This is a genomic window from Escherichia sp. F1, assembly GCF_046764225.1.
In the GTDB taxonomy this organism is placed as follows: Bacteria; Pseudomonadota; Gammaproteobacteria; order Enterobacterales; family Enterobacteriaceae; genus Escherichia; species Escherichia coli.
This window is the reverse complement of the sequence record NZ_CP177202.1, coordinates 3,149,345-3,164,527: the sequence shown is the minus strand read 5'-3', so window position 1 is coordinate 3,164,527 and position 15,183 is coordinate 3,149,345. Positions and strand designations below refer to the sequence as shown.

Here is a 15,183-nt window from a genome sequence, read left to right as displayed (position 1 = left end):
ACCTGAGTGAGCAATCTGTCGCTCGATTTTTCGGATAATACTTTTCAACCTCTGGCCGCGCGTATGCGGCCAGAAAATTTAGCACAGTATATCGGCCAACAACATTTGTTGGCTGCGGGGAAGCCGTTGCCGCGTGCTATCGAAGCCGGGCATTTGCATTCTATGATCCTCTGGGGGCCACCGGGTACCGGCAAAACAACCCTCGCTGAAGTGATTGCCCGCTATGCGAACGCTGATGTGGAACGTATTTCTGCCGTTACTTCTGGCGTGAAAGAGATTCGCGAGGCGATCGAGCGCGCTCGGCAAAACCGCAATGCTGGTCGCCGCACTATTCTTTTTGTTGACGAAGTTCACCGTTTCAACAAAAGCCAGCAGGATGCGTTTCTGCCACATATTGAAGACGGCACCATCACTTTTATTGGTGCAACCACTGAAAACCCGTCATTTGAGCTTAATTCGGCACTGCTTTCCCGTGCCCGTGTCTATCTGCTGAAATCCCTGAGTACAGAGGATATTGAGCAAGTACTGACTCAGGCGATGGAAGACAAAACCCGTGGCTATGGTGGTCAGGATATTGTTCTGCCAGATGAAACACGACGCGCCATTGCTGAACTGGTGAATGGCGACGCGCGCCGGGCGTTAAATACGCTGGAAATGATGGCGGATATGGCCGAAGTCGATGATAGCGGTAAGCGGGTCCTGAAGCCTGAATTACTGACCGAAATCGCCGGTGAACGTAGCGCCCGCTTTGATAACAAAGGCGATCGCTTTTACGATCTCATTTCCGCACTGCATAAGTCGGTACGTGGTAGCGCACCCGATGCGGCGCTGTACTGGTATGCACGAATTATTACTGCCGGTGGCGATCCGTTATATGTCGCGCGTCGCTGTCTGGCGATAGCGTCGGAAGATGTGGGTAATGCTGATCCACGAGCGATGCAGGTGGCAATTGCGGCCTGGGATTGCTTTACCCGAGTTGGCCCGGCGGAAGGTGAACGCGCCATTGCTCAGGCGATTGTTTACCTGGCCTGCGCGCCAAAAAGCAACGCTGTCTACACTGCGTTTAAAGCCGCGCTGGCCGATGCTCGCGAACGTCCGGATTATGACGTGCCGGTTCATTTGCGTAATGCGCCGACGAAATTAATGAAGGAAATGGGCTACGGGCAGGAATATCGTTACGCTCATGATGAAGCAAACGCTTATGCTGCCGGTGAGGTTTATTTCCCGCCGGAAATAGCACAAACACGCTATTATTTCCCGACAAACAGGGGCCTTGAAGGCAAGATTGGCGAAAAGCTCGCCTGGCTGGCTGAACAGGATCAAAATAGCCCCATAAAACGCTACCGTTAATGTTATCGTTGCGGTAATGTTGTTACTGTATCCCTGTGGTCGCAGGCTGTGGCCACATCTCCCATTTAATTCGATAAGCACAGGATAAGCATGCTCGATCCCAATCTGCTGCGTAATGAGCCAGACGCAGTCGCTGAAAAACTGGCACGCCGGGGCTTTAAGCTGGATGTAGATAAGCTGGGCGCTCTTGAAGAGCGTCGTAAAGTATTGCAGGTCAAAACGGAAAACCTGCAAGCGGAGCGTAACTCCCGATCGAAATCCATTGGCCAGGCGAAAGCGCGCGGGGAAGATATCGAGCCTTTACGTCTGGAAGTGAACAAACTGGGCGAAGAGCTGGATGCAGCAAAAGCCGAGCTGGATGCTTTACAGGCTGAAATTCGCGATATCGCGCTGACAATCCCTAACCTGCCAGCAGATGAAGTGCCGGTAGGTAAAGATGAAAATGACAACGTTGAAGTCAGCCGCTGGGGTACCCCGCGTGAGTTTGACTTCGAAGTTCGTGACCACGTGACGCTGGGTGAAATGCACTCTGGCCTGGACTTTGCAGCCGCAGTTAAGTTGACCGGTTCCCGCTTTGTGGTAATGAAAGGGCAGATTGCTCGCATGCACCGCGCACTGTCGCAGTTTATGCTGGATCTGCATACCGAACAGCATGGCTACAGTGAGAATTATGTTCCGTACCTGGTTAACCAGGACACGCTGTACGGTACGGGTCAGCTGCCGAAATTTGCTGGCGATCTGTTCCATACTCGTCCGCTGGAAGAAGAAGCAGACACCAGTAACTATGCGCTGATCCCAACGGCAGAAGTTCCGCTGACCAACCTGGTACGCGGTGAAATCATCGATGAAGATGATCTGCCAATTAAGATGACCGCCCACACCCCATGCTTCCGTTCTGAAGCCGGTTCATATGGTCGTGACACCCGTGGTCTGATCCGTATGCACCAGTTCGACAAAGTTGAAATGGTGCAGATCGTGCGCCCGGAAGACTCAATGGCGGCGCTGGAAGAGATGACTGGTCATGCAGAAAAAGTCCTGCAGTTGCTGGGCCTGCCGTACCGTAAAATCATCCTTTGCACTGGCGACATGGGCTTTGGCGCTTGCAAAACTTACGACCTGGAAGTATGGATCCCGGCACAGAACACCTACCGTGAGATCTCTTCCTGCTCCAACGTTTGGGATTTCCAGGCACGTCGTATGCAGGCACGTTGCCGCAGCAAGTCGGACAAGAAAACCCGTCTGGTTCATACCCTGAACGGTTCTGGTCTGGCTGTTGGTCGTACGCTGGTTGCGGTTATGGAAAACTATCAGCAGGCTGATGGTCGTATTGAAGTACCAGAAGTTCTGCGTCCGTATATGAACGGACTGGAATATATTGGCTAATACCCAATTTTTCTGAATCTAAAAAGCGCCTGCGGGCGCTTTTTTTGTCTCCCTTTGATACCGAACAATAATTACTCCTCACTTACACGTAATACTACTTTCGAGTGAAAATCTACCTATCTCTTTGATTTTCAAATTATTCGATGTATACAAACCTATATAGCGACCTGCTATAGAAATAATTACACAATACGGTTTGTTACTGGAATCAATCGTGAGCAAGCTTGAGTGAGCCATTATGAAAACGAAAATCCCTGATGCGGTATTGGCTGCTGAGGTGAGTCGCCGTGGTTTGGTAAAAACGACAGCGATCGGCGGCCTGGCAATGGCCAGCAGCGCATTAACATTACCTTTTAGTCGGATTGCGCACGCTGTCGATAGCGCCATTCCAACAAAATCAGACGAAAAGGTTATCTGGAGCGCCTGTACAGTTAACTGTGGTAGTCGCTGCCCGCTACGTATGCACGTTGTGGACGGTGAAATTAAATATGTTGAAACGGATAATACCGGCGATGACAACTATGACGGCCTGCACCAGGTGCGCGCCTGTCTGCGTGGGCGTTCCATGCGTCGCCGTGTCTACAATCCGGACCGCCTGAAATATCCGATGAAACGAGTCGGGGCGCGCGGTGAAGGCAAATTCGAGCGCATTAGCTGGGAAGAAGCCTACGACATCATCGCGACCAATATGCAGCGCCTGATCAAAGAGTACGGCAACGAGTCTATCTATCTGAACTATGGTACCGGTACGCTGGGCGGCACCATGACCCGCTCCTGGCCGCCGGGAAATACCCTGGTCGCTCGCCTGATGAACTGCTGCGGCGGTTATCTGAACCATTACGGTGACTACTCTTCCGCGCAAATTGCGGAAGGTTTGAACTATACCTACGGCGGCTGGGCAGATGGTAACAGCCCGTCGGATATCGAAAACAGTAAACTGGTAGTGCTGTTTGGTAATAACCCTGGCGAAACGCGAATGAGTGGCGGTGGGGTGACTTACTATCTTGAACAGGCGCGTCAGAAATCTAATGCTCGCATGATCATCATCGATCCGCGCTATACCGACACCGGAGCCGGGCGCGAAGATGAGTGGATCCCCATTCGTCCGGGAACAGATGCCGCACTGGTTAACGGTCTGGCGTATGTCATGATCACCGAAAACCTGGTGGATCAGGCATTCCTCGATAAATATTGCGTTGGCTACGACGAGAAAACACTGCCAGCCAGTGCGCCGAAAAATGGTCACTATAAAGCTTATATTCTGGGTGAAGGACCAGATGGCGTGGCTAAAACGCCGGAATGGGCCTCGCAAATCACCGGTGTTCCGGCAGACAAAATCATCAAATTGGCTCGTGAAATCGGTAGTACCAAACCGGCGTTTATCAGCCAGGGATGGGGCCCGCAGCGTCACGCTAACGGTGAAATCGCAACCCGTGCTATCTCGATGCTGGCGATTCTGACCGGTAACGTTGGTATTAATGGAGGGAACAGCGGCGCGCGTGAAGGTTCATACAGCTTACCGTTTGTGCGTATGCCGACCCTCGAAAACCCGATCCAGACCAGCATTTCTATGTTTATGTGGACCGATGCCATTGAACGTGGCCCGGAAATGACAGCGCTGCGTGATGGTGTGCGCGGGAAAGATAAGCTGGATGTGCCGATCAAAATGATCTGGAACTATGCCGGTAACTGCCTGATTAACCAGCATTCTGAAATCAACCGTACCCATGAAATCCTTCAGGATGATAAGAAGTGCGAGCTGATTGTGGTTATCGACTGCCACATGACCTCATCAGCGAAATATGCTGACATCCTGCTGCCTGACTGCACCGCTTCCGAACAGATGGACTTTGCACTGGATGCATCCTGCGGGAATATGTCTTACGTGATTTTCAACGATCAGGTGATTAAACCGCGCTTTGAATGTAAGACCATCTATGAAATGACCAGCGAACTGGCAAAACGTCTTGGCGTTGAGCAACAGTTTACTGAAGGCCGTACACAGGAAGAGTGGATGCGGCATCTGTATGCCCAGTCGCGGGAAGCGATTCCTGAACTGCCAACGTTTGAAGAGTTCCGCAAGCAGGGGATCTTTAAAAAGCGCGACCCACAAGGGCACCACGTTGCTTATAAAGCTTTCCGTGAAGATCCTCAGGCAAATCCACTGACCACGCCATCGGGTAAAATTGAGATTTATTCGCAGGCGCTGGCTGACATTGCCGCGACCTGGGAATTGCCAGAAGGCGATGTGATCGATCCACTGCCGATCTATACGCCGGGCTTTGAAAGTTATCAGGATCCGCTGAACAAACAATATCCGCTGCAGCTTACTGGCTTCCACTACAAATCTCGCGTTCACTCAACTTACGGCAACGTTGATGTGCTGAAAGCAGCTTGCCGTCAGGAAATGTGGATCAACCCGCTTGATGCACAAAAACGCGGTATCAACAACGGCGATAAAGTCAGGATCTTTAACGATCGTGGTGAGGTTCATATTGAGGCGAAAGTGACGCCACGAATGATGCCGGGTGTGGTCGCACTGGGTGAAGGTGCCTGGTATGACCCGGATGCAAAACGTGTCGATAAGGGCGGTTGTATCAACGTACTGACCACTCAACGTCCGTCTCCTCTCGCTAAGGGGAATCCGTCACATACAAACCTTGTTCAGGTTGAAAAGGTGTAAGGAGTAACCGATGACAACCCAGTATGGATTTTTTATTGATTCCAGCCGTTGCACCGGTTGCAAAACCTGCGAGCTGGCCTGTAAAGACTATAAAGATCTGACGCCGGAAGTCAGCTTCCGCCGCATTTATGAATATGCTGGCGGTGACTGGCAGGAAGATAACGGTGTCTGGCATCAGAACGTGTTTGCCTACTATCTGTCGATTTCATGTAACCACTGCGAAGATCCGGCTTGTACTAAAGTCTGCCCGAGTGGTGCGATGCATAAACGTGAAGATGGTTTTGTTGTAGTCGATGAAGATGTGTGCATTGGCTGCCGCTACTGCCATATGGCTTGCCCGTATGGCGCACCGCAATATAACGAAACGAAAGGCCATATGACCAAATGCGATGGTTGTTATGACCGTGTTGCGGAGGGGAAAAAGCCGATCTGTGTTGAATCTTGCCCGCTGCGGGCGCTGGATTTCGGCCCTATCGACGAGCTGCGTAAAAAACATGGCGATCTGGCGGCCGTTGCGCCGTTGCCGCGAGCTCACTTTACCAAACCGAATATTGTGATCAAACCCAATGCCAACAGCCGCCCGACCGGGGATACCACTGGCTATCTGGCAAACCCGAAGGAGGTGTGAGATGGGAAGTGGATGGCATGAATGGCCGCTGATGATCTTCACGGTCTTCGGGCAATGTGTAGCGGGTGGTTTTATCGTTCTGGCTTTGGCGCTGCTCAAAGGCGACCTGCGAGCAGAAGCCCAGCAGCGTGTTATTGCCTGCATGTTTGGTTTATGGGTGCTGATGGGCATTGGCTTTATCGCCTCTATGCTTCATCTTGGTTCACCGATGCGCGCCTTTAACTCGCTCAACCGGGTAGGGGCTTCAGCACTCAGTAACGAAATCGCCAGCGGTTCGATCTTTTTTGCTGTTGGTGGCATCGGCTGGTTGCTGGCAATGCTGAAAAAGCTGTCACCGGCATTGCGTACGCTGTGGCTGATAGTGACGATGGTTCTTGGCGTCATCTTTGTCTGGATGATGGTGCGTGTGTATAACAGCATTGATACCGTTCCGACCTGGTACAGCATCTGGACGCCGATGGGCTTCTTCCTGACGATGTTTATGGGCGGCCCGTTACTGGGTTACCTGTTGCTGAGTCTGGCTGGCGTCGATGGCTGGGCGATGCGTCTGCTGCCAGCCATTTCTGTACTGGCCCTGGTAGTGAGTGGCGTGGTGTCAGTGATGCAGGGCGCAGAGCTGGCGACTATTCATAGCTCTGTGCAGCAGGCCGCAGCGCTGGTGCCGGACTATGGTGCGCTGATGTCCTGGCGGATCGTGCTTTTGGCCGTTGCCCTGTGCTTGTGGATTGCACCACAGCTAAAAGGTTATCAGCCTGCGGTTCCGCTACTTTCCGTATCATTCATTCTGCTTCTGGCAGGGGAATTAATCGGTCGTGGCGTATTCTATGGTTTGCATATGACCGTGGGGATGGCCGTCGCAAGCTAATCATAACAACCGGGGTTTCGGCCCCGGTTCTCTTTTATTTCTGCTTCGTTAACGTGTCATAACTGGTCATCAAATTACGATAATCAGGAATATGGTTAGAGAACAACGTCGCCAGTCCTTCAATATCATTACGCCAGTCGCGATGCAGCTCGCACGCCACGCCGAACCATGTCATCAATTGCGCACCAGCTTGCGACATGCGATCCCATGCCGAATGCCGGGTAATTTCATTAAAGGTCCCTGACGCGTCAGTCACGACAAAGACGTCAAACCCTTCTTCAATGGCTGAAAGCGCCGGGAATGCCACGCAAACTTCGGTTACCACACCGGCAATAATTAACTGTTTTTTACCTGTCGCTTTGACTGCTTTTACAAAATCTTCGTTATCCCAGGCGTTAATATTGCCCGGGCGAGCAATGTAAGGTGCATCGGGGAATTGTGCTTTCAGTTCTGGAACTAATGGGCCGTTAGGACCGGTTTCAAAACTGGTGGTAAGAATAGTAGGTAAGTTGAAATACTTAGCCAGGTCGCCCAGCGCCAGCACGTTATTTTTAAACTTATCGGGTTCGATATCCCGTACAAGGGAAAGTAAACCAGCCTGGTGATCAACAAGCAAAACGGCAGCATCATTTTTATCAAGACGAACATACGGTTTGGTCATCCTCTTCTCCTTTCGAGAGTCAGTGGTACGTCTGAAATCGGTCAGACGCGATGCATTGCTCTGAAAGCATAGACGGGAAATATGAGTTTGCTTTGACCATGAAATTTTTCGACTGAACGAAGCGTATGAAATTTGTGTTAGATCAATAAAAACAATCAGATGAGATTAATCGTCTCTCCAGCATTAGTGTTATGAATGAGTAATATAAATCGATAATACCTCCGCTGCGATATGCGCGTATTTTCACCCATTGACAATGTTTTTGGCGGTGGCATGATGCGCATGAAATTTGAACTTCCTCACGGTTTTAATTCATGTCCACGTATACCCGGCCTGTCATGCTTTTGCTGTCTGGCCTGCTTTTGTTGACTCTGGCGATCGCAGTGTTAAATACACTCGTGCCGCTTTGGCTCGCCCAGGAACACATGTCCACATGGCAGGTAGGCGTTGTCAGCTCATCCTATTTTACCGGCAACCTGGTCGGTACATTGCTGACAGGGTATGTCATTAAGCGCATTGGCTTTAACCGCAGCTATTATCTGGCCTCCTTCATTTTTGCCGCTGGCTGTGCCGGCCTTGGCCTGATGATTGGATTCTGGAGCTGGTTGGCTTGGCGTTTTGTCGCCGGCGTCGGCTGTGCCATGATTTGGGTGGTTGTTGAGAGCGCGCTGATGTGCAGTGGGACGTCACGTAACCGTGGGCGTTTGCTTGCTGCGTATATGATGGTTTATTACGTGGGAACGTTTTTAGGCCAGTTACTGGTCAGCAAAGTTTCAACCGAGCTGATGTCCGTATTGCCGTGGGTTACAGGTTTGACGTTGGCAGGGATCTTACCGCTGTTGTTTACGCGTGTGCTGAATCAGCAGGCTGAAAACCATGATTCGACGTCAATTACGTCAATGCTAAAACTCCGTCAGGCGCGGCTTGGCGTGAATGGCTGCATTATCTCAGGAATCGTTCTGGGATCTCTATATGGCCTGATGCCGCTGTACCTCAATCACAAAGGGGTGAGCAATGCCAGCATTGGTTTCTGGATGGCGGTACTGGTCAGTGCGGGTATCCTTGGACAATGGCCGATTGGACGTCTGGCGGATAAGTTTGGTCGACTGCTGGTGTTGCGTGTTCAGGTCTTTGTCGTCATTCTCGGCAGTATCGCGATGCTTAGCCAGGCGGCGATGGCCCCAGCGTTATTCATCCTCGGTGCCGCTGGCTTTACGCTATATCCGGTGGCGATGGCCTGGGCTTGCGAGAAAGTTGAACATCATCAACTGGTGGCGATCAACCAGGCCTTACTGTTGAGCTATACCGTGGGAAGTCTGCTTGGCCCGTCATTTACCGCTATGCTAATGCAGAATTTCTCCGATAATTTATTGTTTATCATGATCGCCAGCGTATCGTTTATCTATTTGCTGATGCTGCTTCGCAACGCCGGTCATACGCCGAAACCCGTTGCTCACGTGTAAATGAATTCAAGCAGAGTGTGAACTTACTGTTTCACACTCTGCTTTTTTGTTTCTTCTATCTGACTTGCTTTATTCCAAATTTTATTCGTTTAAAAATAAAATGTGCAGCAGGTTATAATTTTGCATTTCGCTATTTCCGCACTTCTTATTTGCCGCGCATAATCCCTCGTTTTACAGATGCCCCTTTAATTTTGGCGAAGGATTTGTCTATGGCTGGGAATGTTCAGGAAAAACAGCTGCGATGGTACAACATTGCGCTGATGTCTTTTATCACTGTCTGGGGTTTTGGCAACGTTGTTAATAACTACGCCAACCAGGGGCTGGTGGTTGTTTTTTCATGGGTGTTTATCTTTGCGCTCTATTTCACACCTTATGCGCTAATTGTTGGTCAGTTAGGCTCGACCTTCAAAGATGGGAAGGGCGGGGTCAGTACCTGGATTAAACACACGATGGGACCCGGACTGGCTTACCTCGCCGCGTGGACCTACTGGGTAGTGCATATTCCCTATCTGGCACAAAAACCCCAGGCAATACTGATTGCGCTCGGTTGGGCGATGAAAGGCGACGGTTCGTTAATCAAAGAATATTCAGTCGTAGCGTTACAGGGGTTAACGCTGGTGCTGTTTATCTTCTTTATGTGGGTTGCTTCACGCGGTATGAAATCGCTGAAAATCGTCGGTTCTGTGGCAGGGATTGCGATGTTTGTTATGTCGCTCCTGTATGTGGCGATGGCGGTAACCGCGCCTGCGATTACTGAAGTGCATATTGCGACCACAAACATTACCTGGGAAACGTTCATTCCTCATATCGACTTTACCTACATTACCACTATTTCAATGCTGGTTTTCGCGGTTGGCGGAGCAGAGAAGATTTCTCCTTACGTTAATCAAACGCGCAACCCAGGAAAAGAATTTCCAAAAGGGATGTTATGCCTGGCGGTGATGGTTGCGGTTTGTGCCATTCTGGGCTCACTGGCGATGGGGATGATGTTTGACTCGCGTAATATCCCGGATGACTTAATGACTAACGGTCAGTATTACGCCTTTCAGAAGCTGGGCGAGTATTACAACATGGGTAATACTTTAATGGTGATTTATGCCATTGCGAATACCCTGGGACAAGTAGCTGCGCTGGTATTCTCGATTGATGCGCCGCTTAAAGTGTTATTAGGCGATGCTGACAGCAAATATATTCCAGCCAGTTTATGTCGTACCAACGCTTCTGGTACGCCCGTTAATGGCTATTTTCTGACCCTGGTGCTGGTGGCGATCCTGATAATGCTACCGACTCTCGGCATTGGTGATATGAACAATCTCTATAAATGGCTGTTGAATCTTAACTCGGTAGTGATGCCGCTGCGTTATTTATGGGTATTTGTTGCATTTATTGCAGTTGTTCGCCTGGCGCAGAAATATAAGCCGGAATATGTCTTTATTCGTAATAAGCCGCTGGCAATGACCGTCGGAATTTGGTGTTTTGCCTTTACCGCTTTTGCCTGCCTGACTGGTATTTTCCCGAAAATGGAAGCCTTCACCGCAGAGTGGACATTCCAGTTGGCGCTGAATGTTGCAACGCCGTTTGTGCTGGTAGGATTAGGGCTGATATTCCCGCTGCTGGCGCGTAAAGCGAATAGCAAATAATTATTGTGGTCGGTGACGCTGACTCTGGCAGATCTGACCCGTTTTTACATAATCGAGAAATGCGCGCAAGCCGCAGGACATATACTGGCGGTTTGGGTAATACATTTGGAAGCTGTGCTGTAAGGGCGTTAGAAATAGAGCTCTGAATTATTATGCAGCGCGGAATAAAAAAGCGGCAACTCAATAAAGTTGCCGCTTTACGGGGAAATTAGAACATTACCTTATGACCGTACTGCTCAAGAATGCCTTTCACGCGTTCCATGGTCTCTTTCTTCGGTGGTTTAACACCATCGAGTTTGTATTCTTCACCCATCGCCACCCATTTGTGTTTGCCCAGCTCGTGGTAGGGGAGAAGCTCGATTTTCTCAACGTTGCCCATATCACGGGTAAATTCACCGAGGCGATGCGCTGAATCGTCATCGTCAGACCAGCCTGGGACAACAACGTAGCGGATCCACACCTTCACATTTTTATTCGCCAGATATTTAGCAAACTCCAGCGTGCGGTGGTTGGAAACTCCAACCAGATTTTGGTGGATCTCGTCGTTCATCTGTTTGAGATCGAGCATTACCAGGTCGGTTACTTCCAGCAGTTCATCAATCACCGGATCGTAACGACGAACAAAACCGTTGGTATCCAGACAGGTATGAATGCCTTCTTTTTTGCAGGCGCGGAACCAGTCACGAACAAACTCAGCTTGCAGGATTGCTTCACCGCCGGATGCGGTAACGCCGCCGCCGGAAGCGTTCATAAAGTGGCGATAGGTCACCACCTCTTTCATTAAATCTTCAACGGTAACTTCTTTACCGCCATGCGTGTCCCAGGTGTCGCGGTTATGACAATACAGGCAGCGCATCAGGCAGCCCTGGAAAAAGGTGATAAAGCGAATACCCGGGCCGTCTACGGTTCCACAGGATTCAAAGGAGTGAATGCGACCAATAACTGACATTGCGGTGTTTCTCCAGATGTGGCCCATCTGAGGCCGTGTTGGTGCGCAGCTCGAAGGCTACGTCGAGTCTGTTTTGGCAGTCACCTTAAAGTATAGATAGCTGACAAAAAAGGCTCTCGTGCTAAAAAAGGCCCCACTTTCGTGGAGCCTTTATTGTACGCTTTTTACTGTACGATTTCAGTCAAATCTAATTACATAGATTGAGTGAAGGTACGAGTAATAACGTCCTGCTGCTGTTCTTTAGTCAGCGAGTTGAAACGTACTGCGTAGCCAGATACACGGATGGTCAGCTGCGGATATTTTTCCGGGTTTTCCATCGCGTCGAGCAGCATTTCACGGTTCATCACGTTAACGTTCAGGTGCTGACCACCTTCGATGGATGCTTCGTGGTGGAAGTAACCATCCATCAGACCAGCCAGGTTGGTCTTACGAACTTCGTCGTCTTTACCCAGTGCGTTCGGAACGATAGAGAAGGTATAGGAGATACCATCTTTAGCGTAAGCAAACGGCAGTTTAGCAACGGAAGTCAGAGAGGCTACTGCACCTTTCTGGTCACGACCGTGCATCGGGTTAGCACCCGGTCCGAACGGCGCGCCAGCACGACGACCGTCTGGGGTGTTACCAGTTTTCTTACCATACACAACGTTAGAAGTGATGGTCAGAACAGACTGAGTCGGGATAGCGTCACGGTAGGTGTGCAGTTTCTGAATTTTCTTCATGAAACGTTCTACCAGGTCAACAGCCAGGTCATCTACACGCGGATCGTTGTTACCAAACTGCGGGTATTCGCCTTCGATTTCGAAGTCGATAGCCAGACCGTCTTCGTCACGAATCGGTTTAACTTTCGCATATTTGATTGCAGACAGGGAGTCAGCAGCAACGGACAGACCAGCGATACCACACGCCATGGTGCGGATAACGTCACGGTCGTGCAGCGCCATCAGAGAGGCTTCGTAGCTGTACTTGTCGTGCATGTAGTGGATGATGTTCAGTGCAGTGATGTACTGTTTAGCCAGCCAGTCCATGAAGTGATCCATGCGCTCCATCACTTCATCATAGTTCAGGACATCGCCTTTGATCGGCTCAGATTTCGGACCAACCTGCATTTTCAGTTTTTCGTCAACGCCACCGTTGATTGCGTACAGCATGGTTTTCGCCAGGTTTGCACGCGCACCGAAGAACTGCATTTGTTTACCAACGATCATCGGGCTTACGCAGCAAGCGATAGCGTAGTCATCGTTGTTGAAGTCCGGACGCATCAGGTCATCGTTCTCATACTGCAGAGAAGAGGTGTCGATGGACACTTTAGCGGCGAATTTCTTGAAGTTCAGCGGCAGTTTTTCAGACCACAGAATGGTCATGTTCGGTTCCGGAGACGGACCCATGGTGTACAGGGTGTTCAGGAAACGGAAGCTGTTTTTGGTAACCAGGGTACGACCGTCGAGGCCCATACCACCGATAGATTCGGTTGCCCAGATCGGGTCGCCAGAGAACAGTTCATCGTATTCCGGAGTACGCAGGAAGCGAACCATACGCAGTTTCATGACCAAGTGGTCAACCATTTCCTGCGCTTCTTGTTCGGTGATCTTGCCAGCTTTCAGGTCACGTTCGATGTACACATCCAGGAAGGTGGAGGTACGACCGAAGGACATTGCAGCACCGTTCTGAGACTTAACAGCAGCCAGGTAGCCAAAGTAAGTCCACTGGATAGCTTCCTGAGCGTTGGTAGCCGGACCAGAGATGTCGTAGCCGTATTTCGCAGCCATTTCTTTCATCTGACCCAGAGCGCGGTGCTGTTCAGCGATTTCTTCGCGCAGACGGATAGTCTGTTCCAGGTTTACGCCGTTTTCCAGATCAGCCTGCAGAGAGGTGAACTGTGCAAGTTTGTCTTTCATCAGGTAGTCGATACCGTACAGCGCAACGCGACGGTAGTCACCGATGATACGACCACGGCCATAAGCATCTGGCAGACCGGTCAGAACACCGGATTTACGGCAACGCAGGATGTCCGGAGTGTAAACGTCGAACACGCCCTGGTTGTGAGTTTTACGGTATTCAGTGAAGATTTTTTTGATCATCGGGTCCAGTTCGCGGTTGTACGCTTTGCAGGAACCTTCGATCATTTTGATACCACCGAACGGGATAAGAGCACGTTTCAGCGGAGCTTCAGTCTGCAGACCAACAACTTTTTCCAACGCTTTGTTGATGTAGCCAGCGTCGTGAGAGGTGATGGTGGAAGCAACAGCGGTGTCAAAGTCAACTGGCGCGTGAGTGCGGTTTTCCAGTTTAACGCCTTCCATTACTTTGTCCCACAGGGTGGTGGTCGCTTCAGTAGCGCCAGCCAGGAAGGACTCGTCACCCTCGTACGGAGTGTAGTTTTTCTGAATGAAGTCACGGACGTTTACTTCATTCTGCCAGTCACCTTTGGTAAAACCTTCCCAGGCTGTGGCTAACTTTTCATTAAGCTCGGACATGTAACACCTACCTTCTTAAGTGGATTTTTTATTTACTGCGTACTTCGACAACCATTAATGGTGATCGTTTTCACGCAGATAAATGACCCAGTATGTCAACCCAACCAACAAACCACCGCCGATAATATTACCGATCGTAACCGGAATCAGGTTATCAGTGATGAAGTTCATCACGGTCAGGTGAGAAAAATTTTCCGGTGCAGAACCGACAGCGGTCCAGAATTCCGGAGATGCGAAGTCGCGGATTACAATACCCATCGGGATCATAAACATGTTTGCGATACTGTGCTCAAAACCGCTGGCAACAAACATCGCGACCGGCAGCACCATAATGAACGCTTTATCCATCAGGCTGCGGCCAGAATAACTCATCCATACTGCCAGACATACCATCAGGTTTGCCAGGATACCAAGACAGACGGCCTCAATAAAAGTATGGTGCACTTTGTGGTCGGCGGTTTGTAGGACGTTTAGTCCCCATTGACCATTCGCGGTCATATACTCGCCGGAAAGCCACATTAAAAGTACAAACAGCAGTGCGCCGACCAGGTTGCCAAAATAGACATTTAGCCAGTTTTTCGCCAACTGACCCCAGGTGATGCGCCCACTCGCCTTAGCAACAACAATCAACACTGTGGAAGTAAAGAGATCGGCTCCGCAGACAACACAAAGAATCAGCCCCAGAGAGAAGCAAATGCCGCCAACCAGTTTTGCCATGCCGAAGGGCATTGTTCCTGTGCCAGTGGTTGCTGTGATATAGAAGACGAATGCGATTGAGATGAAAACACCGGCGGTAATCGCCAGATAGAAAGTCTTAAGCGGATGTTTCGTTGCTTTATAGACACCTGCCTCTTCGGCCACTTTGGCCATTGCTGCAGGAAGTAAAAGATCAAAAGGGTTGTCAGCTTTCACACTAACTCTCTCTTTATTAAGTCGGCGACGAGATACTAACAAAGCATTATAGATGAGAAATTGATATAGATCATATCTCGCCTGGCTTATAGGCCCGTAACTCGCATGGTTTTTATGCAAATACGGAGTAAATATTTGATTATCCAAATGAAAATAAATTTTAAAAATTAACAAA

General features: G+C 50.1%; 11 protein-coding genes and 1 pseudogene. 7 read left to right on the top strand and 5 right to left on the bottom strand.

The genetic code is table 11. From position 1 onward, the window contains the following. The first annotated feature begins 6 nt into the window (after positions 1-6). The 5 genes from rarA to dmsC all read left to right on the top strand — a co-directional run bounded on the left by rarA (position 7) and on the right by dmsC (position 6,909). Positions 7-1,350, top strand: a complete 1,344-nt coding sequence (gene rarA, locus ACK8NJ_RS15410) for a replication-associated recombination protein RarA (RefSeq protein ID WP_000067755.1) — start codon at positions 7-9, stop codon at positions 1,348-1,350. Between the two features lie 90 nt (positions 1,351-1,440). Further along, positions 1,441-2,733: a serine--tRNA ligase gene (gene serS, locus ACK8NJ_RS15405; protein WP_000886683.1), complete on the top strand. Its 1,293-nt coding sequence runs from the start codon at positions 1,441-1,443 to the stop codon at positions 2,731-2,733. A gap of 238 nt (positions 2,734-2,971) precedes the next feature. After that, on the top strand, positions 2,972-5,416 hold the full coding sequence (dmsA, locus tag ACK8NJ_RS15400) for a dimethylsulfoxide reductase subunit A (RefSeq protein WP_000850305.1): 2,445 nt from the start codon (positions 2,972-2,974) through the stop codon (positions 5,414-5,416). Positions 5,417-5,426: 10 nt separating this feature from the next. After that, positions 5,427-6,044 (top strand): dimethylsulfoxide reductase iron-sulfur subunit DmsB, encoded by a 618-nt coding sequence (gene dmsB / locus ACK8NJ_RS15395; protein ID WP_000213098.1) that lies wholly within the window; start codon positions 5,427-5,429, stop codon positions 6,042-6,044. A 1-nt stretch (position 6,045) separates the two neighbouring features. Further along, the gene (gene dmsC, locus ACK8NJ_RS15390; RefSeq protein WP_000534637.1) at positions 6,046-6,909 is read left to right on the top strand and encodes a dimethyl sulfoxide reductase anchor subunit DmsC; all 864 of its coding nucleotides are present in this window, start codon (positions 6,046-6,048) and stop codon (positions 6,907-6,909) included. A 34-nt stretch (positions 6,910-6,943) separates the two neighbouring features. On the opposite strand, the gene ycaC is transcribed toward dmsC, so the two are convergent. After that, entirely contained in the window at positions 6,944-7,570 is a 627-nt protein-coding gene (gene ycaC / locus ACK8NJ_RS15385; protein WP_000165876.1) for an isochorismate family cysteine hydrolase YcaC, read from the bottom strand. A 314-nt stretch (positions 7,571-7,884) separates the two neighbouring features. Here ycaC and ACK8NJ_RS15380 point away from each other — a divergent pair, with 314 nt between their 5' ends. After that, complete coding sequence (locus tag ACK8NJ_RS15380) at positions 7,885-9,033, top strand: MFS transporter (RefSeq protein WP_411961772.1); 1,149 nt, start codon at positions 7,885-7,887, stop codon at positions 9,031-9,033. Between the two features lie 209 nt (positions 9,034-9,242). Beyond that, positions 9,243-10,673 (top strand): APC family permease, encoded by a 1,431-nt coding sequence (locus tag ACK8NJ_RS15375; RefSeq protein WP_000918506.1) that lies wholly within the window; start codon positions 9,243-9,245, stop codon positions 10,671-10,673. Here ACK8NJ_RS15375 and ACK8NJ_RS15370 read toward each other — a convergent pair. From ACK8NJ_RS15370 to focA, 4 genes and pseudogenes are all read right to left on the bottom strand, one after another. Next, positions 10,674-10,784 (bottom strand): annotated as a pseudogene (locus ACK8NJ_RS15370) (LysR family transcriptional regulator); the annotation flags it as partial. It abuts the gene before it with no gap. 97 nt (positions 10,785-10,881) lie between these two features. Further along, positions 10,882-11,622 carry a pyruvate formate lyase 1-activating protein gene (gene pflA, locus ACK8NJ_RS15365; RefSeq protein WP_000111043.1) on the bottom strand — a complete coding sequence of 247 codons (741 nt, stop codon included), beginning with the start codon at positions 11,620-11,622 and terminating at the stop codon, positions 10,882-10,884. A 191-nt stretch (positions 11,623-11,813) separates the two neighbouring features. Continuing rightward, on the bottom strand, positions 11,814-14,096 hold the full coding sequence (gene pflB / locus ACK8NJ_RS15360; RefSeq protein ID WP_001292810.1) for a formate C-acetyltransferase: 2,283 nt from the start codon (positions 14,094-14,096) through the stop codon (positions 11,814-11,816). Positions 14,097-14,150: 54 nt separating this feature from the next. Continuing rightward, the gene (gene focA / locus ACK8NJ_RS15355; protein ID WP_000642546.1) at positions 14,151-15,008 is read right to left on the bottom strand and encodes a formate transporter FocA; all 858 of its coding nucleotides are present in this window, start codon (positions 15,006-15,008) and stop codon (positions 14,151-14,153) included. Positions 15,009-15,183: the final 175 nt, after the last annotated feature.